We start from the raw sequence: 25889 nt of genomic DNA on the forward strand, positions 1-25889 counted from the left end.
GTGGAAAAGAACCGCAGTTCAGGATGGCGTGACAGCTTCCAGAGAAGACAGGGATTTCATGAAAGAGGCGGCGGGCCACTGTCCGGGCGCTGCTTCATACTGGCCCAGATAACCGTAGATGAGAGAGGAGCCGCATTGGGCATACAACAGGCGCGAGGTCGGGCCAAGCGGTCCCATGCCCATGACTGCCATTTCCCCCGTTCTCTGTGCCAGAAGCCGGGTACCAATGATGATGTCTTCCGGACGGGTGAGTGCAAAGGCGAATTTGACGATGTCCGCTCCGAGTTCTCTCGCCTGGCGTTCACGTTTGATAAGTTCTTCCATCTCCGGTGTTTCCTGGAAATCGTGGAACGAGGCAATGACCTTGACTGATGCTTCCCGGGCTGTTGCAATTAGCTCTTGCGCTTGTTCCATGTGAGCGATTTCTACATCGATAGCGATAGCATGGGGAAGGGTTTGTTGAAGCAGGGCGAGGCGTGCTTCAATCGTCATGGGGCGTATACCGCCTTCTTCAGGTGAGCGGGCCGTGAACAGGAGAGGCAGGGAGGAACGGTATTCCAGTATTTCCTCAAGGAGAATGCTTTCCGGCAGAGCATCCAGGCGGAGCTCAATCCAGTTGCAAATCTCCGACAGATCTTTGTCTCTCAAGGAAACCCATTCTTCCCATACCGTAGCTGTACCGATAATCTTTGTATCGGGGCGGGGGAAAGAGTTTCCGTATTTCTTGTTCATGAAGGGAAAATCTCAAATGCCGGAGGAAAGGTCAATTTCTTCCGTAGATTCGTACGGGATTATGCCAGATGTTCAATGAGATTGCGAACGGTCGTACGGATATCCGGTTGCCGGAGGAGCCATGAAACGATGACAACTCGTTCTGCTCCAGCCTCCAGAACAGCCGGGAGGGTAACACCGTTGATGCCTCCGATACAGAACATGGGAAAACCGGCAGGGAGGGATTTCCGGACAGTCCGGATGTCCCCAAGACCGATGGCGGCCCGGCCCGGTTTTGTAACAGTTGCAAACAAAGGACCGAAACCGATGTAGTCGGCTCCTTCCTTCCAGCCTTTCAGTGCCTGTTCGGGACTGTGGGTGGATCTTCCCACGATTTTGCCGTTTCCAAGGAATCTTTTAACGGAAGCGAGATCGGATGTGTCCTGGCCGATATGGACTCCGTCCGCACCGCTTGCCTTGGCGATTTCTGGATAGTCGTTAACGATGAAAAGGCAATCATGTTGACGACAAAGCGGTGTCAGTTTTGTTGCAAGATCGAAGATGAGATCTTGAGCGATGTTTTTAGCACGCAGTTGAAGGATGGATAATCCTCCTTCCAAAAGTTGTCCGGCGACATCGAGTGCATGTTCCCGCGGTACATAGCCAAGATCAAGAATACCGTATAGATGGCAGTTGTCGAAGATTCCGGAAGAACGCATAGTGAGAGTAATTCTACCGATTTTACCGGGAAACTCAAGCATGGTACAGATGGCGTGCATGAAATACGTGCAAGCAGCCTGTTGAATAGGAAGAATCCAATTGACTTCAACCTGGCCCTCTCCAATGATCGTTCATATCAAATGACCATGTTTCCCCATCTTTTTTCGGAGAGAGGCCTTTCCCTGGATCGGTTGCGGGCTCTGGTTGAGGTTGCTTCGGCAGGCGGCATTGCCCGGGCAGTACATGGAGACCCGGCATTGCAGAGCCTATATTCCCGGCAGATTAAGGAATTGGGCGAGTTCTTCGGAGCCGAACTGGCAAGAAAGAAGGGGAAATACCTTGTCCTGACGCCTGAAGGAGAGGAACTCGTCCGTATTTCCCGGGAAGCCATGTGTGCTTTGGAGGATTTCAAATGCAGGACTCGGAATACGATGTACCGGTTCACGTTGGGAGCCGGGGACAGTCAGCATGCCTGGATGGCGGCTCCGGTTCTGGCCTCTATGGTCAGGCAAGGCTTGCCATGGCAGTTTTTATTCAAGAATCTTCGCAATTCGGAGATCTCGAAAGGCTTACTGGACATGGAACTCGACTTTGGCATTGTCCGTTCAAGTGCCTTGTCGTCAGACTTGCTTGAAAGTCGGAAAATTACAACGGTGTCCTATGCCTTGTATGTTCCGAGACCCATGGTGCCTCCAGGCCGGGAGAAGGATTTCAAATGGTTGTTGGAGAACAGGCCGCTGACAACATTGACCAACGATACGACGTTCTATGCCTCTTTGGTGGACTGTTTGCGCAATCTGGGTATTGACGGAGATGCTTTTTGTGGTACTCAGTCGTTTCCGTTCGCAGCCCGTCTGTTGAAATCCGGTGCTTACATGGCTATTTTACCTAATATTGCCGAGTGTGATCTAGATGCTTCGATACTCAAGGTAGAAGATCCGGTACTGGCTCCATTGAATCGGGAGTTTTCTTTGGCGTGGAATCCGCGTTTAGTCAAGGTGAGGCCTGTTGCCGAACGGGTAATCGACTTTTTTATCAAGCATCTCATAGGGGCTTGATGCGTTGTGTTGTGCCGCGACGGGTTACGAAAAAGCCGCCGGATGCGGTATGCATGCCGGCGGCTGGGTGATTTCTTGAGTAACCCCGTAATCCTGTTTTTACTTGAGGTAACTTTCTACGATCATTCTGGAACGTTCCCTGGCCCCCATGATACGGGCTTGCAGTTCTTGGCGATAGGCGTCCATGTCCCGGATCGGGGACTGGGCAACGCCGGAAACCATGGCAGCCTGGGCAACAGCCGGGCATTGCCAGTCGATAATGCGAGGATCCAGGGGTTTGGGGATGACGTAGTCGATGCCAAAGCTGAGAGGCTCTCCTCCGTAAGCTTCGATCACTTCCTGAGGAACAGGTTCCTTGGCGAGATCGGCCAGGGAACGTGCGGCGGCGATCTTCATAGGCTCGTTGATGCAACGGGCATTGACGTCGAGAGCGGCGCGGAAAATGAAGGGGAAGCAGGAAACATTGTTGACCTGGTTGGGCCAGTCGGAACGCCCGGAGCCCATAATGCAGTCCGGACGGGCCTTTTTGGCTTCCCGGTAGGTAATTTCGGGGTCCGGATTGGCACAGGCGAAGATAATGGGGGAGTCCGCCATGGAACGAACCATATCCTGGCTCAGGATTCCTTTTGTGGACAACCCGAGAAATACATCCGCCCCGCGGATAGCGTCTTCCATGGAGCAGTCGTGCGTTTGGGCAAACTGGGCCTTGGTTGAGTGCAAATCCATACGGCCTGCCTGAATGAGCCCTTTGGAGTCGAACATGAAAATATTCTCCCGGCGGATACCGAGGGAAATGTAAAACTTGGCACAGGCAATCCCGGCCGCTCCGGCTCCGACGACGACGACTCGCATGTTTTCCAGACGGCGGCCGGTCAGTTCGGCTGCGTTTAGAAGAGCGGCTCCGGAAATGACGGCCGTACCGTGCTGGTCATCGTGAAAGACGGGGATGTTCATTTCCGCACGGAGACGTTCTTCCAGCATGAAGCATTCGGGAGCCTTGATGTCTTCCAGATTGATAGCTCCGAAAGTGGGTTCCATCGTTTTGATGACTTCGATCAATTTTTCGGGTTCGCGTACATTCAGTTCGATATCGAAAACGTCGATGTCGGCAAAGACTTTGAATAGAAGTCCCTTGCCTTCCATGACAGGTTTGGCTGCATCCGGCCCAATATTGCCGAGTCCCAGAACGGCGGTACCGTTGGTGATGACTCCTACGAGATTGGATTTTCCAGTGTACAGAGCACTGAGGGAAGGATCTTTTTTTATGCGCAAACAGGGTTCGGCAACACCTGGGGAATAGGCAAGTGTCAGATCCCGCTGCGAAAAAGCGGACTTGCACGGCAAGGTTTCCATCTTGCCGGGTCGTGGCTGTGCGTGATACTCCAGAGCATCAAGCTTAAGGTCGGATGACATGGTATTAGCGAAGTAAATTTGATCTGAGCCTCCCAAAAGCCACGAGTAGCGTCAAAAGACAAGTCCAGAATCTGACATTTATTGGCACAGCTGTTGAGAGGTTGAGGATGGAGTCATACAGGAAACTATTTTTTTATGTGTGAAAAACATTGAAAAAGAGAGGATTCTGAGTTAGCCTGAACTTAGCCCGCCCCTCTGGGGAGGATCTTCCTGTTTGCCTATGAACCATTATTCTTTTTCTACGGATAAAACTCTCCATCTTGTAATCAATCTGGAACAGGCTGTTGAGAGGAGGGAGCACATTGTCCGTCAGGCGGAGGAACTGGGATTTCCCGTGCAATTCGTTCAGGCGATTGCAGGAAAGGATTTGGACTGTAATTCCCTGCCGGCTTATGATCGCAAGAGGCGCATGCGTGAATATAGTTGTCACCTTCTCCCTAACGAGCAAGGATGCATTCAAAGTCATTTAAAGGCTATTAGAACATTTTTGGAGACGGATTACGAGTACTGTGTAATCAATGAGGACGATGTGTTGTTTGACCCCGATTTCCTGGGAATGCTGGAGGAAATACTGACGCGGACCTCTGGCTGGGAATGTATCAAATTGTGGACTGACGGCCGCCATTACGATGTGTTGCCCCACCATCCGGAGATGAAGATACAAATGACTTTTCCGAAGAAATTCCCATGGGAGGCAACGAGTATCCTCTATACCCGGGCCGGTGCGGAAAAGGTGTTGGAAGGGTTCAAACGGTATTGGATGGTCTACGACGCTCAATGGGCGGGGGTGTGCTTTGCCGGTAACATTGTCGCCTGCGGAGTGTTGCCGGCGCCGGCTCGTCCGGACCCAGCCCTGTGCGTTAAGAGCAATATTGATGCCGACAAAAAGAGAACGAAGAGTTATGAATTGCGCCGGAATTTCATTCAGTGGGTGATTCACCGTTGTTGTGTCCTGAATTTTTCGACACAGAAAAAGAAGATGCGCCGCAAGTTGGCGCGGGTTCTCTCCGTCAAGTAAAGGTGTGGAGACTTCCGATCCTCCAACATGAACTCAGGCATGTTCTTCCATGCTGATGCACTCGAGCTGGTCGGCAAGGTACTCTTTTTCTTCCTTTTCTGCGATAAAGAAAGCCGTGGAGAGGATTTCACCCACGGTGCCGGTTTCGGTGACGACGGAGACATGCTTCTTTCCTGTGACGACTTGCCGGGAATCCGGGCGGATGAGATGCTGGCGTCCGGTTGTATTGTTGCCTGATGTTGTCAGGCACTGGTTGTGCAGAGTGAGTTCTTTGTATTCGCCTTCGATTTGTGCTTCGTCAACTCCCAGTCCGACGGGCCATCCTTTTCCATGGGGATGATTGCCGATGGCGAGGACGGAACTGTTACCGAAATTGACCAGGGCATCGCGGACTCCTTCCCGGAGCAGGACGGATTTGCAGGAATCCACAGCATAGCCCTTGGCAAACCCGCACAGATCCAGCACGATGCCCGGATGATGGCGTATCATGGTGTCTTCCGGGGTGATTTCCCACGCATCCATCAGGGAACTTTCGGAAGCTGGAGACTGGATGGTAATGTCGAAGAGGCCCTGGGTACGCCGATACCATTCCCGGCAAGTAGATAGAATCGTTGCCAGCTCGCGTGAGATGGAGACAGGAGTCCCGGGAGGGGCGGTATTGATTTGTGATAGAAGGCTGCCGGGATCGAAACGATTCATCAGATCCGCCAATCTCTCTGTCTCCTGGGATAGGAGGAAAGCCAAACGGCCCGCATTCCATTCGTCTATTCCGCAGATCAGAATATCCATGCGGGAGTGCATGGCCTCGAACCATGCGTAGGAAACCGATGTCCCGTTCGGAAGTGTTTTATGAATCAGGGGGTACATGGCAGGAGCAAAAAGAGCGGATGCCTGCTGGAGACATCCACCCTGTATTGTCATTGATCCATATCATCAAACCGGACGTTTAGTCCAGTTCTTTGATCTTGATATTTTTGAAGGTGACTTCGTCTCCATGGTCCTGAAGGAGAATGTTGCCTTCTTCAAGTTCTCCGAACTTGGGCCAGTTTTTGTATTTGCTTCCGGCAACAAGATCCTTCCAGGCTTGGTCTCCTCGCTTGTATTCGATGAGTTTCTCTCCATTGAGCCAGTGTTCCACATGGTTGCCTTTGACGACAATGCGGGCTGTGTTAAACTTGTCCTTTTGGAAGGGCTTGTTCTCCGGAGCGGGAATGAGATCGTAGAGTGAACCGAGTTTGCGATTGCCGTTCTTGCCGAGTTTGGCATCGGGATGGTTTTGATCGTCAAGGATTTGGAATTCGCATCCGATGGAGGAACCTTCACCTTTATTCAGGTTGGTATCGACGAAGTATTTGATACCGCTGTTGGCTCCTTTGGTGATTTTGAAATCTACGAGCAATTCGAAATTCTTGTATTTCTTTTCCGTGACAATATCTCCGCCATTGGCGGATTCGGCCCCACCGGACTTGAGGACGGTGAGCGTGCCTTTTTCCGGGTCTATCTTCCAACCATGATCGGGGAATTGGGCCAATTTGGCGCCTCTCCATCCGGTTGTCGTTTTGCCATCCCAGAGCAGTTTCCAGCCGTCTGCTGCTTCCCGGGCGGAAATGTGATTGTCGATATTGTTGAGCTGAGGGATATCGCCCTTGTCGGGAGTCGCTTCCTTGTCCAGATCATCCGTCATGATGCGGATATTTTTCCATTCGATGGTTTTTCCGGCCAGATCCTTGTTGCCTCCAATGCCATGGACTTGCAGCGCAATGATGCCTTCCGGCGTCATGTTATCGACGAGATTGGCACAGGGGATTCCGTTGAGCCAGGTACGGATTGTGTCGCCGATTGCTTCGATGCGGACCTTGTTCCATTCCCCGTGTTTGAAAGCTTTTTTGGCGGCCGGGTTTTTATCCAGCGGGTAGAGCCAGCCGCGGCGGGCTTCGTCGTAAATGCCGCAGCTCCAGGCCCGGGGAGATGTATCGATTTCGCACTGGTATCCGTGGACTCGGCCATTGTTATAATCCGGTTTGCTTTCGCTGCGGATCTGGACTCCGGAATTGAGACCGTCGTCAACCTTATATTCGAATTCCAGGATGAAGTCCTTGTAGGTGTTTTTGGTAGCCAGGAAGGAATTGGGGGTATGCAATGTGCTGACACCGATAATTTTACCATCCTGAGCTTTGAATTCCGCTTTTCCGTTCAGAGGTTCCCAATTGGAGAGGTCCTTTCCATTAAAGAGGGGCTGCCATTCTCCGGCCCAGGCTACGCCCATGCTGGCCAGAGCACAGGCTACAGTGAGTATGTTATTTAATTTCATGTTTTTTGTGGATAGGTACAATCTGTTGAAAGCAGATTGCAGGTTCTTGGGAGTCAAGAGTTTTGGCCTTCATTTACCCCTTTTTTGTCACGGAAGGGAAAGAAGAGAAGAAAGATAATAGACTTGATGATGAGACGTATGACGATTATGGCTACATAGAGCCCGACGGTGAGCATAAGCACCATGGGAAACATGGTAAACAGTTCCGACCAGGATGCGTTCAAGTTTGTGATGCTGTAAACATTGAAGGAAAATGCCGCGATGAAGCAACAGGCCAGGATACAAAGTTCCAGGATTTTGCGTTTTCCGGTGATGACGGTTTCTTTCATGCCAGGGTAGGAGCTTTGTGGTTCAGGTAGTCGATCTTGTATTTATCCGGGAAATCGATGACTCGCTGTTCTTCCATGGCTTGATGGCCGAGGAGGCAAAGCATGCTGGAGTAGTACCCTTCCTCAATGAGCTTGGGAACGCGTTTTCCTGTGATGACAGCTTCTACGAAGGCTTCCAGAAGCATCTGGGTACCGTCTCCATGGGATTTTTTACCGAGTATATACTCACCCTTGTTGGCCTTCGCCGTTTCGGGAGCCCAACTACCGCTGGCAAAGGGAACGGCCTCGAAAAGGTCATTCTCCATCTTGTTAATCATGCGCAGCATGGCAGGAGCGGGAGGAACGCTTTCCGGGTAGTATTTCTGTTTTTCCATTTCAAGCGTCCCGTGGGAACAGAGGATTTGTTCCTCCAAACCATAAAAACGATTGGAATTGGTACAGCCGAAACTCATGTTGGCGCCGTTGTCATAACCGAAGACGACATGGACATTATCGTATACTTCCCGGCCGTCCTTACGATCCGCAATAGCGCCAAATCCGGTAATTTTGTTGGGGATAGCTTGTAACGCCCAGTTGCCGACCTGGATTTGGTGGCTGGCGAGTTCCGTCATGAGTCCTCGGGAATATTCCTTGTAAAGACGCCAGTTGATTTTACGCTCCAGATCCGGCGAGGGGACGGGACGCTTCCAGTCCGTATTGCGATCCCAGTAGGTTCTGATGCATTGTACTGCTCCGAACTCTCCGGCATGGATTCTGTCCATGGCATTGATATAGCGAGGATCGAACATACGCTGGTGGCCGACAAACATGACCCGGTCACAGTTCTTGTAGGCTTGGTACATGGAATACGTTTCTTCCTGATCAATGGAGAATGCCTTTTCGACGAAGGCGTGTTTTCCGGCAGCGAAAGCATCCAGCAACATTCTGGCATGGAGGTAGGGGGGCGTTGCAATGACGACTGCATCAACATTCTTGTCTTCCAGTAATTGGCGGTAATCCGTGTACTGGCGGGCATTGGGCGCGATGCCAAGGGCTCCCTTCATGCTAGGGGCATAGTTGTCACACAGAGCTACGATGTTGGCTTTGGGATTGGCAGCCAGAAACCTCATCAGATACTGGCCGCGAGATCCTGGTCCTATAATACCGAGACGGGCTTTTTCGCCAACGGTTTCCACCTCCTGTGCAAATGCGCCAAACCATGGGCAGGATGCCAGGAGGGAGGCCCCTAGCGCTGTTTTACCCATTCCTTGGACGAATTCTCTTCGATTCATCATAGTTATTTTGAAAAATTGCTTGAGTCTACCGGATATTCCCTGATGCACGGTAGATATATAACCTATATACGGAATAAATCAGGAATTATTTTCACAAATCGTTGAGAATTGTGAAAAATAGAGAAAGAAGGCAGGATGTATATCGGTTGGGGATACCGAAAATTCAGAGGATGAGACATTCCTCCATGTCATTCAGGAGGGGGATGATATCTTCCGTAGACAGGACTCCCATGTTGGAAATGCGGATACGGCGGCTTTTCCATTTGCCATATCCGGCGTCAATGACCCAGCCGTAATTTTGCTTGAGGCGTTGGGCGAAGACGACCGTATCCATTTCTTCCGGGGGGATGAGGCAATTAAGGGTATCTGCCCGGAATCCTCGCGGTGGAACGGGAGTAAAACCGTGTTTCTCTGCCCAGGCGGAGACGAAACGGCGGCATCGGCGGTGGCGTTCAAAGCGTGTTTTCACTCCCTCTGCGTTGATTTCGCGAGCCCGGTGGGCAAGTCCCATAATCAGAGGGATAGCAGGTGTGGAAATGGTCATGTCTCTGCACGCATTTTTTTCATATTCCAGGAAATCCATATAAAAACCGCGCCCCGGAACTTCTCCCGCCCGGGAGAGCGCCCGTTCCGAAACGGCGCACACGGTCAGGCCTGGGGGGAGGGCTAAGGCTTTCTGGGTACCGGCCAGCATGACATCTATGCCCCAGGCATCCATCATAAGAGGTGTGGCCGAATAGGATGAAACGGTGTCGACTGCCAGCAGGGTTCCTGGATAACGATTGACTATTTCCGCTATCTTTTTGAGGGGATTCAGAACACCCGTGGATGTCTCTGCATGAACGAGAGTGACCAGATCGTAGGTATGGGAGGCCAGTGCCTGAGTGACAGAAGCAGGATCAATAGGGGTCCCCCAATCGGTACGTAGGGCGTCCGCCTGGAGGCCGCAGCGCAGGGAGACATCGTGCCATCGATCGGAAAAAGCCCCGTTGCAGCAGTTAAGTACCCGTTTCCCTGGGCGTACCAAATTGCGAAGACAGGCTTCCATCATGCCCCAGGAGGAGCAGGTGGCTAGATACATGGGCCGGATCGTACCTGCCATTTCCTTCAAAATCGGCTGGGAAATCGCTACAAGCTCGGAGAAGGCCGGCGAACGGTGACCGATCATGTCTGCCGACATGGCGAGGCGAGCCGCAGGGTCAACCCACGTTGGTCCGGGGATAAACAAGGTTCTTTGATCCATGGAGGGGAGGTTGGGAGATTGGCCTGGCTCCTCCGTCTGCTTCGGGCAGTGTGTCAGTGTCCGCAACAGTCTTCCAGGAGTTCGTCCATGTAGAAGGTCATTTCTGCCAAGGCTTCCCGGTAGGGAGTCTGGGGCAGAAGCCAGAGGATTTCACGGGCTTCCTCCGTCATGCGGAGGGCGTCCTGAACGGCTTTGCCGATAGCTTCGCGGTAGGCTTCCGTCCGGGAAATATGTTCGTAGTCGGGAGCTTGACGACGTTCAAGGGCATCGTGCACCATTTCTCCAATGGCCTCATCATCGCTGTCCAGAAGGTTGAAGATAGGCAGAGTCAATTTACCTTTTTCTGCGTCCGTATGCAGGGTTTTGCCGGCATCGTCTTCGTCGCCGACCATATCCAGGCAATCGTCGTAAATTTGATAGGCGGAGCCGATCAGTACGCCGAGGCGGTACATGGTGCTTTCAAGTTCTTCGTTGACCCCGGAGATCCAGGATGCCCCACCCGTGGCCGCGGAGAACAGAGATGCCGTCTTTTTGCGGATGATTTCAAAATAGTCTTCACGAGTCATGTCCAGATCGAACAGACGGCTGGACTGCTCCACTTCGCCTTGGCAGACGTCACGGACGATGACCGCAAGCCTTTTACAAAAGTCCACACTGCCGAAATCCGTTCCTAAAACCATGGCATGGGAGAAAAGGGCGTCTCCGAGTAGAACGGCGAGATTATTACCCCATAGGGCATTTGCCGTGGGTTCGTTTCGGCGTGTATCGGCCCGGTCAATGACGTCGTCATGGACAAGGGATGCCAGATGGACCATTTCCAGAATCGCGCCCAACCGGATGTGTTCCGGTTTGATGCCTCCGGTAGCTCCCCCCATTAAGAGGGCTAGAGCCGGCCTTAGAAGCTTTCCGCGCGACTTGCAGATTGTTTCCATGTAGTCGGCTACTGTGGGTTCGAAACTTTCCGTCTGGGCTTCGATAAGTTCCTCGACTTGTTTCAGGGCTGGCCGCACAAGATCATAGTAATGCTTGTGGTTGCGAAGTTTTGAGAAAAACGGAATGGGCATGGAATCTTGTAGCGATACAGGCGCGATAGCGCGGATTCATTATGCACGTAGTACGCCGATTGGCAATGATGAAGATGAAGAATTCACTCCTTACTTGGCAGTCGCGGGAGGCGTGATGCTGATGGTCATGTTTTCCATGTCCAGCTCGTTCTGGATTTCTTCCATCAAGGGCAGGGGATCCGGGATGGAAACCTCGGAAGCAGGAGCATAACGTTTCAGGATGTCATGAGGGTTGAGCCTTCCTCCCAGGGTGGCTCCGTATGCGGGCATGCCGGCTTCGATGGCGATGGATGGGATGGTTTCAAAATGCAGATGAGCCATGTAATTGCCATGGGCGTTGCCGACTCGTCCGATGATTTTGCCGCGGGGGACGGTATCTCCGACCCGGACAAGGGTTTTGTCCAAGTGGGCGTAGAGCGTTTGCATCAGGGAACCATCCGGCATGCGGTGAAGAAGGACGATGACGTTGCCCCAGTTTTCACTAGGTTCTCCGCAGAAGATGACCCTGCCCCGGGCTGCTGCATAAACGGGATCCCCCAGATCGGTGTTTTCTCCGCCGATGCCGTTGAGGTCGACGCCCCAGTGAGGGCCGCCGCGCTTGTTGTTCGGTTCTCCCCATGTCTGGGCATCGTAGGTGAATGCTCCGCTTTCACTGCCGAGCGGAGACGTGAAGACATCCGCGAGGGGGGCTTTGACACAGTCGTAGGGTGTCAGAAGGATCATGCGCGGATCGAATGGCACTTGAGCGTGAACCGGGATGTCGGCATCGTAAATGTTCCTTTGAGCCGTTAACTTCGGAGTGGCGTCACGGCGGGCCATGAGCCAGGCAAATCCAAGGATGAGGATACCTGCCAAAAGGAGGAATCCAAAAACGACACGGGTGGTTGTACGGTCCGGCATGACGAGAGATGGGTTAGCTGGGCAGGCTGTCCTGGGGAAGTTTCCAAGCGCGGATTTCAGACATCCACTCACGGGCGCATTGTTCAATGATGCCGGCAACATTGCCCTTGGGTTTGATAAATCCGGGGACGAACCATGGAAAACCTCCTATCAGGTCGGTAATGACGGCGACACTGCCGTTGCATGTGGCTTCGCCGGAACCGATGGCGATGGTTGGGATAACGGAACGCTCCGTGGCCATCCGTGCGGCATGGGGACGGGTCCCTTCCACGACGCAGCAGCAGGCCCCTGCGCGGTTGACTGCATCAATGTCATCCATCAAGGCAGTAATTTCGTCGTCGGTTTTGCCTTTGATTTTGTAGCCGCCTTCTTCCAACACCTTCTGAGGGAGGAGGCCGACATGGGCAACGACGGGGATGCCGTCTGCCACGATGGCGGCGATTTGGGCTTCAATAGCTACGCCGCCTTCCAGTTTGACTGCTTCCGCCCCGGCCTTGACGAGTGTCCTGGCACTTTCCAGAGCCTGTTCTACTGTCGTGTAGGTGTTGATGGGCAAGTCGCAGATGAGGAAAGCCCGGCTGGTTCCCCTTGCGACGGCTCCGACATGATGGGCCATGTGGGCGAGAGTAACGTGTGTTGTATCGGGAAACCCGAGGAGAGTCATTCCGACGGAATCTCCGACGAGGATCATGTCAACTCCGGCTGCATCAAGGATTTTGGCTGTAGGGTAGTCGTAAGCCGTCAGCATCGTCAACGGGGTTCCCCCTTTGCTGTTGCGGATGGCTTCTGCTTTTTCCATGGCTTGGTTCATAAGTATTATTGGTATAGTGTTCTTTACCAGGCATCCTGCATGGGGATGGGGGCTGGCTCGTCGGTATCCAGATTGTTGAGTAAATCCACGACGGTGAGAACCTGTCCCGGCAGGATGAGGTCGGGCCGGATATCCGCCAGCGGACAAAGGACAAATTTGCGACAGTGCACCCTGGGGTGGGGGATGGTGAGGGATGGTGATGCGATGAGCAGATCCCCCAGATAGATGATATCGACATCGGCGGTACGGGGTTCATTGCGAACGTGGGAACGTACCCTGCCCAGCTTTTGTTCAATGTCTTGACAGTGGAGCAGGAGTTCTTCCGCCGTACCGGGCCATGTGAATTCAAGAACGGCATTGACGTAGTCTTCGGAACCTTCCGGACAACCGACAGGAGCCGTTGAGTACAAGCGGGACTGAAGGAACAAGTTGCCTTGAACATTTATTCCGCTGAAAAAGTCGCGTGCGGTTTTCAACGAAGTTACCTTGGCTCCCAAGTTGGAGCCGAGAGCGATGCCGGCCCTTCTCATGATGAGTTTGGTGGAGAGATTACATGTTCTTCAGCCCCAGGACGTCTTCCATGTCGTAAAGACCGGCTGGCTTGTTCTGAAGCCAAAGAGCCGCCCTTACTGCTCCCTGGGCGAAGGTCATGCGGCTGGAGGCCTTATGCGTCAGTTCCAGGCGTTCTCCGTCGCCGGCAAAGATGACTGTATGGTCTCCGACCACATCGCCCCCACGCAGGGAATGCATGCCAATTTCCCGCTCCGGACGGGCTCCGATGTTGCCCAAGCGGCCATGGGAAACGTCTTTTTCATAGTCCATTCCCGTAACGTCACAGAGGATTTCAGCGAGGGATCGGGCGGTGCCGGAGGGAGCGTCGATTTTGTTGTGGTGATGCATTTCCACAATTTCCATGTCAAAGCCGTCCTGGAGGATGCCGGCTGCCTTGCGGGTCAACCAGAACAGAGTGTTGACGCCGACAGAAAAATTGGAGGCGAACACGACCGGGATTTTCTTGGACGCTTCCACGATGGCGGCACGTTCTTCCGGAGTGTGAGCCGTTGTGCCGATGACGACGTTTTTGCCGAAGGCGACTGCTTTTTCCAGCATGCACGTGGTAAAAGTGTGATGGGAAAAGTCGATGATAGCATCGCAGGAAGGCAGAGAATCGGACAATTCCTGGCCGATGTCATGCGTTCCGCCGACACGGGTGTCCGGATTTTGTTCGACGGCGGCTTTGACTGCCTGACCCATTCGGCCGGTAAGGCCGGTAACGAGGATGGATAACATGAGAGGATTAGTTGAGTTCGAACTGGGAGAGTACACCGGAGAGGATCTTCTTTTTGTCCTCTGACAGCTCAACGAGAGGCAGGCGGATTTCACCCGTCATGCTGCCTTTGATGGCCATGGCTGCCTTGATGGTAACGGGGTTGCCATCGAGAGTCATCAGGGTCTTCATCAACGGGTAGTACTTTTTCTGGAGGGAGAGTGCTTCTCCGTAGTTGCCTTCCAAGCAGGCATTGACCAGTTTGTTCATGGCGGCTGGGACGAGATTTGATGTCACGGAGACGAGTCCCAAGGCACCGCAAGACATAAAGGGAAGGCAAAGTCCGTCGTCTCCGCAGAGAATGGAAAAACCATCCGGTACTGCCTGGATGAGCTGGTTGACGCGGTCGACGCTGCCGCCTGCTTCTTTAACAGCAAGGATGTTTTTGCAGTCGCGGGCCAGGCGGGCTACAGTTTCGACGGCGATTTCAATACCGCAACGCCCCGGGATACTGTAGAGCATCATGGGAAGTTCGGATGCTTCGGCAATGGTACGGAAGTGGCGATAGACGCCTTCCTGGGAAGGTTTGTTGTAATAGGGACAGACCTGTAAAGTGCCGTCGACTCCGACGCTTTCCGCTTCCTTAACCAGTTCGATGGCTTCTGTCGTGCTGTTGGCTCCGGCTCCGGCAATGACCTGGACACGGCCGGCAGCATAGCGGACGGCGGAATCGATGACTTCCAGATGTTCCGTTACGGACAGGGTGGGGGATTCTCCGGTTGTTCCTACGGGAACAATGCCTGCGACGCCTGCAGCTACTTGGGATTCAATGAGAGCTTCGAAAGCGGGTTCATCGACCCGGCCGTCGCGAAAGGGAGTTACGAGTGCAGTATAAAGGCCTTGGAATTTCATGGGTTTACGGCTCCTCCTTAACAAAAGCCCTCCTTCTTGTCACGACTGAATGACAGGCTCCTTGTCATCTCCGGGAAATTGGTCGGTATCCGGAACGCTTTTTTCTCCCCAGACGGCTAGCCAGATAGTTTGCGGAAGAGTTCGGGATACCCGGTGGCGCGTATGGGCCGGGATAAGGACCCAGTCCAGTGGGCGCAGTGTCTGGATAATTGGAGGGGATTCCCACTCCAGGTCGGCCTCTCCCGCCAGGACCATGATCCACTCGTCCTCGTCCTGGTCGTACCAGAATCCGTCAGGAGATGCTTGCCCGTCCGAGACGATGCGTTCTATCTTTCCCTTGCCGATTGGACAAAGAGTCGTGAACACTTCGTCTGACAAAGGAAAGTCCGGCAGGGAATCCATCATGTTGCCGCAGGCGAACGGAGACATGGCAGGCGGAGCGGTTAATTGTAGATAGAGAGTTCGGCATCCAGTTCCGGACATTTACGGATGCGGAAGCGTTCCCCGAGTTCCAGTTGGGCCAGGTGTCCGAGGGTGTCTTTGACGGTCAGAATGACGGGGGAAGAACCGGGGTAGCGCGTGAGGATGTCCCGGAGGTTTTCCAGATCGCCGTAATCGTGGCGAGTGGGGGACATAATGACGTTCAATGGGCCGGAGTCGCTGAGGGAACGCTTGCGCCCGCTGATCGGTATGACTGCGTTGGCGGATACTCGTTTACTTCCGGAGCGGTCATCCAGGCTGATACGGACGCGGGCCTTGATGAAGCCGCCTGTCTCGACAGGCGGGTCGGCAGCCATCATTTTATCGTAAGTGTCTCCCCAGACGAGGACTTCCGTGACTCCGGTGAAGTCTTCCAGCATCATGATTGCGAACTTGCGTCCGGCTTTGCTCATTTTGGGGACGAGAGCCCGAACCATACCGGCCATTTGGTGGGACCTCTGCAAGTCTTCGGTTTCGAGGTCGTCCAGAAGTCCGATTTTCGTATAGCGGTCGGCGTCGATGACACCGCGCATGGAATCCAGGGGATGCCCGCAAAAGTAGTAGCCGAGGAGTTCTTTTTCATCGGTCATCTTTTGTGTCTTGGGCCAGTCTGCCAGGATTTGTTTTTTTGCGGGGGGCGGTGCTTCGAAAGCCATGTCGAACAGGGAACCCTGGCCGATGGCGCGGTCTTTATGCAGGGAGGAGGCGCCGCTCAAGGCTAGATCCACCCGGTCGAAAAGGGCGCGGCGCGGCTCATGTGTCCAGTCCAGGGCGCCTGCTCGGATGAGGGATTCCAGAATTTTCTTGTTGACGCTTTTGGAGTCCAATCGGTTGCAGACGTCCTCCATACTTTGAAAGGGACCGTTCTGGCTACGCTCCTCAATTAGCTGTTCCATGGCTCCGCCCCCGACATTTTTGATGGCGGCCAGACCGTAACGTACGGCCCATTTGCCGGAGGGCAGTTGTTCCGGGGCGAACTTGATCTGGGAATGGTTGATATTGGGCGGAAGGACCTCTATGCCCATTTTGTTGGCTTCCGTAATGAAGACTCCCAGTTTGTCCGTGTTATTCATTTCGTTGGACAGCAATCCTGCAATGAATTCGACGGGGTGGTTGGCTTTTAGGTAGGCCGTCCAGTAGGAGATGTGTCCGTAACAGGCCGAATGCGATTTGTTGAAACCGTATCCGGCGAATTTTTCAATCTTGTCGAAGATCTTGCCGGCCAGTTCGGGTTCGATCCCATTGGTTTTTTCGCAGCCTTCGATGAAGTGTGCTCGTTCTTTCGCCATTTTTGCCGGGTCTTTTTTACCCATGGCTCGGCGGAGAAGGTCAGCGCCCCCGAGCGTGTAGCCAGCGAGGAGTTTGGCGGCATTCTGAACTTGTTCCTGGTAGATCATGATGCCGTATGTTTCCGAACAGACCTTTTCAAGGAGAGGGTGTTCATATTCCGCCTCCTTGACGCCTTTCTTGACATTGATCATGTCGTCCATGAACTGCATGGCGCCGGGGCGGTACAATGCCAGGAGGTCGATGATATCCTCAATCTTCTGGATGCCGTAGCGTTTACAAGTTTCGACGAATCCGCTCGATTCAAGCTGGAAGACGCCCATCGTATCACCTCGGTTGAGGAGGTCGAGAGTAGGTTTGTCGTCGAGGGGAACCTTGTAGATGTCGAATTCGGGATCTTCGACCATGCGGATGTATTTGACGCAGTCGTTGATCATCGTCATAGTTTTGAGGCCGAGGAAGTCCATCTTCAGCAGACCGACCTCGGTAACGGCTCCCATGTCGTATTGAGTGACGACGCCTCCTTCATTATCCCGCGTCAGCGGGACGTGTTCGTCAAGGGGACAGTCGCCGATGACGACACCGGCTGCATGGACGCCGACATTGCGCACCTTGCCTTCCAGCCGGGTGGCATATTTCCAGAGTTCCATGTAGGTTTCGTTACTTTCGATCAGGGCCCGCAGCTCTTCCTTGCTTTCGTATTCCTTCTTGAGGGTGACTCCCGGACCGGGTTCGATGATTTTGGAAATGCGGTCTGCCTCGCCGTACGGGATATCCATGACGCGAGCTACGTCGCGGATGACCGACTTGGCGCCCATGGTGCCATAGGTGATGATATTGGAGACGGAACGTTCTCCGTACTTTCGGCGAACGTATTCGATGACTTCCTGGCGCCGTGCCTGGCAGAAGTCGATATCGACGTCGGGAGGACTGACGCGTTCCGGATTCAGGAAGCGTTCAAAGATCAAACCGAAGCGGAGAGGGTCGATATCCGTGATCTTCATCGCATAGGCTACGATAGAACCGGCGGCGGAACCGCGGCCCGGTCCCACGGGGATATCGTGTTCCTTGGCCCAGTTGATGAAGTCGGCGGTAATGAGGAAGTAGGAAGCAAAACGGAGAGAATTAATAATACCCAGTTCGTAGTCGAGACGTTCCTTCAGGGCGGGGTCGTTGTCTACGCGTTCCTGACCGTAGCGCATGACAAGACCTTCCTCGCAGACCTTGCGGAGGTATTCTTCCCGGGGGGAACCGTCCGGAGTGGCGAACTGAGGATACTTATCCGTGGCGGTGGAATCCAGTTTGATCGTAACGTTGCAGCGTTCGGCGATACGGAGAGTGTTGTCGCAGGCTTCGGGATAATCCTTGAAGAGTTCCCTCATTTCTTCAGGGGATTTGAGATAGACTTCCGGAGAATAGCGCATGCGAGTGGGATCCGCGAGCATTTTACCCATGCCGATGCAGATATGAACATCATGTGCTTCGTGGTCGTCCCGTGTCAGGAAGTGTGCGTCGTTGGTAGCGACGATCGGAAGGTTGTGCTCCCGTGCGAGTTTGATGAGTTGAGGGAAGACCTTTTTTTCCTCGGCAATACCGTGATCCTGAAGTTCGATGAAGAAATTGTCCTTGCCGAAAATACCGGCAAGGCGAGCCGTCATTTCACTGGCCTTCTGGTAGTCGTCCAGTAGAAGCCATTCGTTGATGGGGCCGGCGACGCAACCGCTCAGGCAGATAATGCCTTCGTGAAATTCCTCCAGGGTTTCTAAATCGACGCGAGGCTTGTAATACATGCCTTCCAGATTGCCGCGCGTGACAATTTTGGCGAGGTTGTGATAGCCGAGGTCATTTTCGGCAAGAAGTACCAGATGGGTCGCATTGCGGCGTCCGGGATAGCGTTTTTTATCCTGAAGGGAGAAGGGCGCCAGATAGATTTCACAGCCGATGATGGGTTTGATCTTCGCCTTGGTGGCATTTTGGTAAAACTCAATGGTGCCGAACATGTTGCCATGATCCGTCATGGCAATGGCCGGCATGCCGGATTCGGAACAGAAATTGCACATTTCATTCGTCAGAATGAGACCGTCCAGAAGGGAGAATTCCGTATGGACGTGCAAGTGGACGAACGAGTTTTCCAGAGTTGTTCCCATGGCTGGCTGACCGTTAGTGGGCTGTCATTACCGGACATTGTTCGCGCATGGCCCGGACACAATCGACGATCAGGGGGGGACCGTTGTAGACGAACCCCGTGTAGAGCTGGACGAGACTGGCTCCGGCCTTGATCTTATCGACGGCATCTTGGGCACACATAATACCTCCTACGCCGATGATCGGTATCTTTCCTCCGAGTTCAGCGGCAAAAGCCTGGATGACTTCCGTGGAACGGCGGGTGAGAGGCGCGCCGGAAAGGCCTCCTGCCTGGTTGCTCCAGCGGTGTTCTTCTACTCCGGTGCGTGCGAGTGTGGTATTGGTGGCGATGAGTCCGTCCAGACCTTCATCAAGGAACACGTGGCTGAGTTCCGTGATTTGACTGTCCGTCAGATCAGGTGCCACTTTCATGAAGAGAGGAACGTTGCGCCCCGTTTCCTGGCAGAGGTTGGATGCTTCTGCCTTGAGGGAGGCCAGGAGGCTTGCTGCGGAATCCGCCTGTTGCAGATCGCGCAGGCCTGGTGTGTTCGGAGAGGAAAAATTGACGGCAATGTAGTCGGCGACTGGCCAGGCCGCACTCAGACAGGCAAGGTAATCCATGGCGGCGTCTTCATTGGGTGTGATTTTGTTCTTGCCGATGTTGATGCCGATGACCCCTTTGTATTCGGCTTTTTTAACGTGTTCAACGCCGGAGTCGATGCCGGAGTTATTGAATCCCATGCGGTTAATAATAGCACGGTTTGGAATGAGACGGAACAGGCGGGGTTTGTCGTTGCCCGGTTGGGGGCGCGGCGTCAGTGTGCCGACTTCCACAAATCCGAAACCAAGTCTGCCGAAAGCGTCGATTGTGTCGGCTTCCTTATCCATTCCGGCAGCCAAACCGACGCGATTGGGGAATTTCAACCCTAGAATTTCAACGGGATCTTCCGGGAATTCTCCAGCGAGAGTGGCCAGGATACCCAGTTTTTCTGCGATGCGCAATCCGACCAGAGTTACTTCATGGGCGGTTTCCGCATTGAGGCGGAAGAGACACTTTCTGGCTGTATGATAGAGAATGGGATGCACTGCGCGGGGAGTGTAACAAAGCCGCTACACCGGGTCAAGGAAGGGAATGTCATGGGACTTCCCGCGCGGTGCCGTCGTCATTTTCTCTCCTTTTTCCAAAAAGGAGTTCCGTTCTCCTGGGCCTTGAAATTGTACACGGGCCGGATGATGTCCCGGACATCGACCGTATCGCTGATCAGTCCGAGGATTTCCTCGATTCCCTTGTATACCATGGGGGCCTCGTCCAGGGTCTCTTCCGAGATGGAGGTAGAATAGATACCCTTCATGGATGTGCGGAAATCGTCGATATCGAGTGTCTTCCGCGCCACGGTACGGCTCATGATGCGACCGGCACCATGCGGTGCGGACTGGTTCCAGTCATCATTGCCTTTGCCGGTTCCGAGGATGGCGCCGTCTCTCATGTTGATGGGGATGAGGAGGCGTTCATTCTTACGGGCGGAAATGGCGCCTTTGCGGACGATTCCGGAATCGTGGTCGATGTAGTTGTGGATGGTGTGGAATGCATCTTCCGGAGCCAAATGCAGGCCTTCCATAATTTCACGGGCGATAATTTCGCGATTAACCGTAGCAAAATGCTGGCAGATGCGCATGTCGTGCAGGTAACGTTCGCGGGCTTCACCTTCCAGATAACAGAGTTCGGGGGGAATATCGGGGTGGAGTTCTTCAGCTTCCCTCTTGATGCGTGCGATCGCAGTCTGGATTTCGGACTGGCGGCCGTTTGCCCTGTATTTTTCGATTATTTTAAGGCATGTGTCGGTTGTTCTATAGGAAGTTCTATGGCGTTCGATAGCCTCGTTCTGATAAAGATCCGCCACCTGCTTGCCGAGGTTGCGGCTTCCCGTATGGATTACCAGATAGGCAGTACCGTCCCCGGCGACATCCAATTCGATAAAGTGATTGCCTCCACCCAGGGTTCCTAGACTCTTGAGCAACCTCTCCTGGTAGTGCAAAGAGTCAAAACACTTCAGGCCGTCGAATTCAGGGAAACCGATCTTTTGATTCTCATGAGTGTCGCTTCCCGAAGGAACCCGTTCGCGAATAATGCGGTCGAGTTCCGAAAAATCGGGTAGTTTCTTCCCGAGGCGGACAGTATACATGCCGCAGCCGATATCGACTCCGACGATGTTGGGAATCACCTTGTCGCCTAGATTGGCCGTAAAACCGATGACGCATCCGACTCCGGCGTGAACATCGGGCATGATACGGATCTTGCTGTTCGTGAACGCAGGAACCTGTCCCAGTCTGGCAATTTGTTTCTTCGCCAGTTCGTCGACGTTGTCAGTAAATATTTTAACGTTGTCCATCATGTTTTTTTCATGGTTGAAAAAAGGCCGGACATCGCATCTGCAATGTCCGGCCCAGAGTTTATTTGAATATGGTATTCGATTGTTATGGATGATGCTGTACAGGCAGTTCTTCAAACCGGGCCGGAATCGGTTCGGACATGCCCATGCCCAGTGAAGCCCGTAGGACTTCTTGGGAACAGGAGAGGCTGGGGAACATGTTCTTCATGAATTCTGTATCCGAGTGAGAGGATGAGGTTGCCTGTTTCGAGCAACTGGAGCTATCCTACCATATTTCGGGAAATGTAAACCGGGTGTTTTTGCAAGTAACTTGACTCTAGAGTCAAGAATGCTTTCTCGGGGGACGATTAGTACCCGAGTGCTTTGCGGATGTCTTCAGCGTAGGCGGCTGCTTTTTGGGCGAAGCTCTTATCCATATCCCGGTAAAGAATACCGCGGGAGACATTGATCAGAGGAGGTGCCGTACGACCGGCTCCTGTGAGGCTGGAGAGATTGCCTCCCTGGGCGCCGAGGCCGGGAATCAACAGCGGGGCATCCGGCGTCCGGGTAAGGATTTCGCTGTTGGCGTTCGTGAGGCCAACCACCATGCCGACATCGGTTTTGCGACCTTCGGCAATCGAACGGCTCACCATGTCGCCGACAAGTTCATAGACTTTACGGCCATCTGCCAGCTGTTGGCGTTCAATATCGGCGGAACCGGGGTTGGATGTGACAGTAAGGAGATAGACGCCCTTGCCTTCGTAGTCGAGAAAGGGGGCAAGAGTGTCGTATCCCATGAAGGGGCTGAGGGTGACGGCATCGACATTCAGGCGTTCGAAATAGGCCTGGGCGTAATATTTCTGGGTTTCTCCAATATCGCCGCGCTTGACGTCGAGGACGATGGGGATTTCCCGAGGCATATCGGCCAGCAGGGATTCCAGCATTTCAAGTCCGGCCAGCCCCATGGCTTCGAAATAGGCGATATTGGGTTTGAAGGCAGCGGCATAGGGGGCTGTTTCTTCAATGACTTGGCGAAGGAAAGAAGGAATTTGTCCGACTCCGTCCGATTCGGGACGCGGGTCGAGACCGACGCACAGGGCGGAGCGAGTGTCGCGGATGCGTGAGGCAAGCTTTTCAGAGAACTTCATATGGCACTTATAGAATCACAGGAGGGGGATGACAGGCAAGCCCCATTGATGTCCAGAGATAAAAGTTGAGTCTGAGGTAGACTTGTGCCGGGAGCCATCTCATACGTTGTCGGGAGTTCCGTCATCCGTTTGGGAAAGAATTACTGTAAGAACATGCGTGATACCGCAGCCGGCACCTTCCGTAATACGAACCTTCATGGTCTCATTGAGGAGTTCTATACGATGAAAAGATAACGGCATCGCTCCTGCGCATGGATTCTCCGTTTGCTGATTCATTTTGAGCGATGGCGTTGAAAAGTCTTGCACCGGACCTCCTAATTTTTATGGTACTCGCATCGCTTTTGCGCTTTCGTGGGCTCGTCGTTCAATGGATAGGACGTCGGTTTCCGGTACCGAAGATGAGGGTTCGATTCCCCCCGGGCCTACCAAGATCATAAATGCGATGGTTGATTGACGTTTGGGGTTGGTTGTGTCGTAATTGAGGGAGAGGCTCTCGGGACGAGATGCTCTGTGTATGGACGAGCCTGAAGAACAGAGAAAGATTATTCACATCGATATGGATGCTTTTTATGCGTCGATCGAGCAGAGGGATTTTCCCGAGTATCGGGGGAAGCCTATTGCCGTGGGACGCGAAGGCGCGCGTAGCGTTGTGTCGACGGCGAGTTATGAGGCACGAAAGTTCGGAGTACGGTCGGCTATGCCGTCGATGAGTGCGATGAGACTGTGTCCGCATTTGATTTTTGTCGAAGGCCGGATGGATGTTTATAAGGCGGTTTCCCGACAGATTCGCGAGATTTTCTACCGCTATACGGATGTGGTGGAGCCTTTGTCGCTGGATGAAGCGTTTCTGGATGTGACGCTCAACAAGCCGGGGATTGAGCTTGCTGTGGATATTGCCCGCCGGATCAAGGCGGAGATTGCCGAAGAGTTGAATCTGACTGCTTCCGCCGGAGTATCGTACAATAAGTTCCTGGCTAAGATTGCTTCTGATTTCAGGAAACCTGACGGTTTGTTCACGATTCATCCATCACGTGCCCAGGCTTTTATTGACCAGTTGCCGATTGAGATGTTTTGGGGGGTGGGGAAGGCGACGGCATCGCGGATGCATGCGTTGTCGATTACGAATGGACGGGATTTAAGGGAACGGGATCTCGATTTCCTGATTCGTCAATTCGGCAAGGCCGGGGTGCTGTATTACAAATGTGCCCGGGGGATTGATGATCGTCCGGTGGAGGCGGTTCGCGTGCGGAAGTCTGTCGGTTGTGAACATACGTTTCCGGAGGATGTGACGGCGGATACTGCCCGTCACAGGGAGTTGCTTCAGGTGGCCCGGGAATTGACCAAGAGGCTGGAGCGTTCGATGTTTCGCGGCAATACTCTGACGATCAAGGTGAAGTTCCCGGATTTTACGCAGCGGACTCGTTGTATGACGGTGACGGATTGCCTGATGGGGTATGAAGATATTCTTCCTTTGGCACATCAACTGCTGGACGGCCTGGAGACGGGAACTCGTCCGTTCCGTTTGCTCGGGTTATCGGTTTCCAATCCTGTGGATGATAGGAACGGGGAGGATTGGGAGCAACTTTGGCTGGACTTCGGGGAGTATTGATGCGTCGCTTTTGCTTGAGCAATTCTCGTTTGCCCTCCTACTGGGGTGTGGCGTTGCCAAGCGTGATGGTGAAGTCGATGGGTACGTTGATGATTTGAGGTGTCCAGTAGCTGATTTCGAGATCGAGAGGAGTACTTTTATCGAAGGAATGTGGCAAATAGATGTTTTGGCAATAGGTATTTTTCTTATTTGCGGTCCAGGTTCCCGAGGGAAGGTCGAGTTCTTTATTGGAAATTTTCATTTGTATTGGAACAACTTGCGAAGAGGTAATGTCGATAGAAACACCGGATATGGGTATTTCAATCGGATATTCCGTCTGTATTTTTTTGCCTTAGATAATGAAAATGGACCCGATTGGAGAGGCCTGTCGAGCCGGAATCCCTTGATCAGAGTTGTTTGCGTTTTTTGTGCGATAGCCATGGGGACTTTCCCCTTAATGTGAACCCATGTGGAACCTTGAGATGGGATTTGTGCTGAGAATAATTGGAGGGTAGGATTTTGGAGGTTGCTATACACTTTTGGGGTGTTTCCTGTAATGGTTCAGGTTTTGTTATTGGAGTCCAGGCGTGTCAGTTTGATACTCTGATCCAGAGCCAGCTTCATGTGCTGGTATTGCTGGGAGGTGAAGAGGAATTGGATTGAGAACCGATGGTCCTCGTTAATTTTTTTCCCTTCTTGATCAATGGTGGGTATCAAAACGATCTCCAGTTCCTGGACGGATGCCTGGATGGTTTCTTCCGTGGTTTTTTCCTGTGCCGGGGTGATGGGGGCGAGCAGGCTGCCGATGAGGAGTGAAAGGAGAAACTTTGTATTGCTGTTCATGACGGTGAAGTTGATGAAGCCCTTGCAGTATGTTCAGGAGTGGGATTCCTGGCCGAGGTTGAATTTGATGTCGATAGGAACGGAGACTGTTTCGATTTGATCCCAAAGTTCGAATAGGATTTGTATTCTCTGATGTTTGGCATCAATCTCAATGGCCTCCCTGTTACTCAAAAATAATTTGGAGCACAGGATAGAGAGAAGTTGCTCGCCGGTCTCCGATGAAATGATGATTCTACGGATAAGTTCTTTGTGCTCTCCTTTGATGTTGAGCTCAATGCGATTTATTTCTCCTTTAGGATGGGATGGAATGAGTTGAGGGGAGATAGTGAAGTGCTCTAAATTGGCTGATGAATGAGAGTCGACATCTACGGTTATGGCTTGTGTTTCTCTGATCTTGCTACGTTTGGCTATTTGCACATCCATGGAGCCCTCAATACGGAGCCACTTGGCGTTAGGAGAGGCCAGTTTTCCACTAACAAGGTTTTCCAGATAGGTGAAAGGTTCGGTTGCACAGCATTTCCCTTTCCAGCTCCCCATGCTGTACAGTGACCATCGGGCTCCTGTCGAATCGGAACATTGCAACTTTCTGTAGAAGGGCGAACTGGTGTCCGGATTCCATTGTGAGGAAACAATGTCGTACTGGGATGATTCGAAGAGTAAATTCAGATCCATTTTTTTAGCAGGATCTTTGCTGCCATAGTGTATTTGGAAGCTTTTGAGGCCGACATGGATATCGGAGGGAGGTTGGTCGGTTGTCGAGTCAGCGAGACTTGATGGTAAGGTAAGAAGAACCAGGAGAGAAAGACAGGAGGCTTGTACGATGTTCTGCAAGAGTGATTTGTGCAGTAAATTGTAGGTTTTCATAGCAGAATTTGGCGAAAGGGACTGAATGAAGAAGTGGGGTTATCTTCAATCCAATATATAAATCACTGTGTATATACAATGTCAATATAAATTGAGAAAGGTAGATGATTCCCTCAATTTTTCCGAGAACAGCCATCAGGACAGAATGCCAGAGC

At 52.8% G+C, this 25889-nt stretch carries 26 protein-coding genes and 1 tRNA gene; 4 read left to right on the forward strand and 23 right to left on the reverse strand.

The annotated features are described in order from the left end of the window. Nucleotides 1-18: 18 nt before the first annotated feature. Nucleotides 19-732 carry a type I 3-dehydroquinate dehydratase gene (locus QET40_RS08130; protein ID WP_280126672.1) on the reverse strand — a complete coding sequence of 238 codons (714 nt, stop codon included), beginning with the start codon at nucleotides 730-732 and terminating at the stop codon, nucleotides 19-21. 59 nt (nucleotides 733-791) lie between these two features. Then, a complete protein-coding gene (thiE, locus tag QET40_RS08135; protein ID WP_280126673.1) occupies nucleotides 792-1472 on the reverse strand; it encodes a thiamine phosphate synthase in 681 nt (226 codons plus the stop codon). Between the two features lie 105 nt (nucleotides 1473-1577). Here thiE and QET40_RS08140 point away from each other — a divergent pair, with 105 nt between their 5' ends. Further along, nucleotides 1578-2489, forward strand: a complete 912-nt coding sequence (locus QET40_RS08140; RefSeq protein ID WP_280126674.1) for a LysR family transcriptional regulator — start codon at nucleotides 1578-1580, stop codon at nucleotides 2487-2489. A gap of 99 nt (nucleotides 2490-2588) precedes the next feature. Here the strand turns inward: QET40_RS08140 and QET40_RS08145 are convergent, their stop codons facing one another. Then, a complete protein-coding gene (locus QET40_RS08145; RefSeq protein WP_280126675.1) occupies nucleotides 2589-3902 on the reverse strand; it encodes a malic enzyme-like NAD(P)-binding protein in 1314 nt (437 codons plus the stop codon). A 220-nt stretch (nucleotides 3903-4122) separates the two neighbouring features. Between QET40_RS08145 and QET40_RS08150 the strand changes: the two genes are divergently transcribed. Further along, the gene (locus tag QET40_RS08150) at nucleotides 4123-4920 is read left to right on the forward strand and encodes a glycosyltransferase family 25 protein (protein WP_280126676.1); all 798 of its coding nucleotides are present in this window, start codon (nucleotides 4123-4125) and stop codon (nucleotides 4918-4920) included. Between the two features lie 33 nt (nucleotides 4921-4953). On the opposite strand, the gene QET40_RS08155 is transcribed toward QET40_RS08150, so the two are convergent. The 17 genes from QET40_RS08155 to pyrF all read right to left on the reverse strand — a co-directional run bounded on the left by QET40_RS08155 (nucleotide 4954) and on the right by pyrF (nucleotide 22439). After that, nucleotides 4954-5787, reverse strand: coding sequence for an FAD:protein FMN transferase (locus QET40_RS08155; protein WP_280126677.1), 834 nt, complete (start codon nucleotides 5785-5787; stop codon nucleotides 4954-4956). 79 nt (nucleotides 5788-5866) lie between these two features. Continuing rightward, nucleotides 5867-7231 carry a DUF1080 domain-containing protein gene (locus QET40_RS08160; protein WP_280126678.1) on the reverse strand — a complete coding sequence of 455 codons (1365 nt, stop codon included), beginning with the start codon at nucleotides 7229-7231 and terminating at the stop codon, nucleotides 5867-5869. A 53-nt stretch (nucleotides 7232-7284) separates the two neighbouring features. Then, nucleotides 7285-7560 (reverse strand): hypothetical protein, encoded by a 276-nt coding sequence (locus QET40_RS08165; protein WP_280126679.1) that lies wholly within the window; start codon nucleotides 7558-7560, stop codon nucleotides 7285-7287. Continuing rightward, nucleotides 7557-8834: a Gfo/Idh/MocA family oxidoreductase gene (locus QET40_RS08170; protein WP_280126680.1), complete on the reverse strand. Its 1278-nt coding sequence runs from the start codon at nucleotides 8832-8834 to the stop codon at nucleotides 7557-7559. The genes QET40_RS08165 and QET40_RS08170 overlap by 4 nt, the downstream gene beginning before the upstream one ends. A 163-nt stretch (nucleotides 8835-8997) precedes the next feature. Then, nucleotides 8998-10077: an alanine--glyoxylate aminotransferase family protein gene (locus QET40_RS08175; RefSeq protein ID WP_280126681.1), complete on the reverse strand. Its 1080-nt coding sequence runs from the start codon at nucleotides 10075-10077 to the stop codon at nucleotides 8998-9000. A gap of 53 nt (nucleotides 10078-10130) precedes the next feature. After that, a complete protein-coding gene (locus tag QET40_RS08180; RefSeq protein ID WP_280126682.1) occupies nucleotides 10131-11141 on the reverse strand; it encodes a polyprenyl synthetase family protein in 1011 nt (336 codons plus the stop codon). A 90-nt stretch (nucleotides 11142-11231) separates the two neighbouring features. Next, nucleotides 11232-12041, reverse strand: coding sequence for a M23 family metallopeptidase (locus QET40_RS08185; RefSeq protein WP_280126683.1), 810 nt, complete (start codon nucleotides 12039-12041; stop codon nucleotides 11232-11234). 13 nt (nucleotides 12042-12054) lie between these two features. Next, nucleotides 12055-12840, reverse strand: coding sequence for a 3-methyl-2-oxobutanoate hydroxymethyltransferase (panB, locus tag QET40_RS08190; protein WP_280126684.1), 786 nt, complete (start codon nucleotides 12838-12840; stop codon nucleotides 12055-12057). Nucleotides 12841-12875: 35 nt separating this feature from the next. Further along, a complete protein-coding gene (gene folK / locus QET40_RS08195) occupies nucleotides 12876-13382 on the reverse strand; it encodes a 2-amino-4-hydroxy-6-hydroxymethyldihydropteridine diphosphokinase (protein ID WP_280126685.1) in 507 nt (168 codons plus the stop codon). A gap of 19 nt (nucleotides 13383-13401) precedes the next feature. Next, the gene (gene dapB / locus QET40_RS08200) at nucleotides 13402-14142 is read right to left on the reverse strand and encodes a 4-hydroxy-tetrahydrodipicolinate reductase (protein ID WP_280126686.1); all 741 of its coding nucleotides are present in this window, start codon (nucleotides 14140-14142) and stop codon (nucleotides 13402-13404) included. A 7-nt stretch (nucleotides 14143-14149) separates the two neighbouring features. Then, on the reverse strand, nucleotides 14150-15031 hold the full coding sequence (dapA, locus tag QET40_RS08205) for a 4-hydroxy-tetrahydrodipicolinate synthase (protein WP_280126687.1): 882 nt from the start codon (nucleotides 15029-15031) through the stop codon (nucleotides 14150-14152). A 39-nt stretch (nucleotides 15032-15070) separates the two neighbouring features. Beyond that, nucleotides 15071-15460 carry a hypothetical protein gene (locus QET40_RS08210; RefSeq protein WP_280126688.1) on the reverse strand — a complete coding sequence of 130 codons (390 nt, stop codon included), beginning with the start codon at nucleotides 15458-15460 and terminating at the stop codon, nucleotides 15071-15073. 14 nt (nucleotides 15461-15474) lie between these two features. Continuing rightward, nucleotides 15475-18945, reverse strand: a complete 3471-nt coding sequence (gene dnaE, locus QET40_RS08215) for a DNA polymerase III subunit alpha (RefSeq protein ID WP_280126689.1) — start codon at nucleotides 18943-18945, stop codon at nucleotides 15475-15477. Between the two features lie 13 nt (nucleotides 18946-18958). Next, nucleotides 18959-20008, reverse strand: coding sequence for a quinone-dependent dihydroorotate dehydrogenase (locus tag QET40_RS08220; protein WP_280126690.1), 1050 nt, complete (start codon nucleotides 20006-20008; stop codon nucleotides 18959-18961). Between the two features lie 77 nt (nucleotides 20009-20085). After that, nucleotides 20086-21315 (reverse strand): RtcB family protein, encoded by a 1230-nt coding sequence (locus QET40_RS08225; protein ID WP_280126691.1) that lies wholly within the window; start codon nucleotides 21313-21315, stop codon nucleotides 20086-20088. 82 nt (nucleotides 21316-21397) lie between these two features. Beyond that, a complete protein-coding gene (locus QET40_RS08230; protein WP_280126692.1) occupies nucleotides 21398-21520 on the reverse strand; it encodes a hypothetical protein in 123 nt (40 codons plus the stop codon). A gap of 139 nt (nucleotides 21521-21659) precedes the next feature. After that, entirely contained in the window at nucleotides 21660-22439 is a 780-nt protein-coding gene (gene pyrF, locus QET40_RS08235; RefSeq protein ID WP_280126693.1) for an orotidine-5'-phosphate decarboxylase, read from the reverse strand. 353 nt (nucleotides 22440-22792) lie between these two features. Here pyrF and QET40_RS08240 point away from each other — a divergent pair. Together QET40_RS08240 and dinB are read left to right on the forward strand one after the other, a co-directional pair. Next, a tRNA-Arg gene (locus QET40_RS08240) sits at nucleotides 22793-22867 on the forward strand. A gap of 86 nt (nucleotides 22868-22953) precedes the next feature. Then, nucleotides 22954-24048 carry a DNA polymerase IV gene (gene dinB, locus QET40_RS08245; RefSeq protein WP_280126694.1) on the forward strand — a complete coding sequence of 365 codons (1095 nt, stop codon included), beginning with the start codon at nucleotides 22954-22956 and terminating at the stop codon, nucleotides 24046-24048. A gap of 37 nt (nucleotides 24049-24085) precedes the next feature. Here dinB and QET40_RS08250 read toward each other — a convergent pair whose 3' ends face one another. From QET40_RS08250 to QET40_RS08260, 3 genes are all read right to left on the reverse strand, one after another. After that, nucleotides 24086-24289 carry a hypothetical protein gene (locus QET40_RS08250; RefSeq protein ID WP_280126695.1) on the reverse strand — a complete coding sequence of 68 codons (204 nt, stop codon included), beginning with the start codon at nucleotides 24287-24289 and terminating at the stop codon, nucleotides 24086-24088. Between the two features lie 299 nt (nucleotides 24290-24588). Beyond that, nucleotides 24589-24870 (reverse strand): hypothetical protein, encoded by a 282-nt coding sequence (locus tag QET40_RS08255; RefSeq protein ID WP_280126696.1) that lies wholly within the window; start codon nucleotides 24868-24870, stop codon nucleotides 24589-24591. Between the two features lie 33 nt (nucleotides 24871-24903). Further along, nucleotides 24904-25734 carry a hypothetical protein gene (locus tag QET40_RS08260; protein ID WP_280126697.1) on the reverse strand — a complete coding sequence of 277 codons (831 nt, stop codon included), beginning with the start codon at nucleotides 25732-25734 and terminating at the stop codon, nucleotides 24904-24906. Nucleotides 25735-25889 lie beyond the last annotated feature (155 nt).

Origin of the sequence: Akkermansia sp. N21169 (assembly GCF_029854675.1) — a bacterium.
GTDB lineage: Bacteria > Verrucomicrobiota > Verrucomicrobiia > Verrucomicrobiales > Akkermansiaceae > Akkermansia.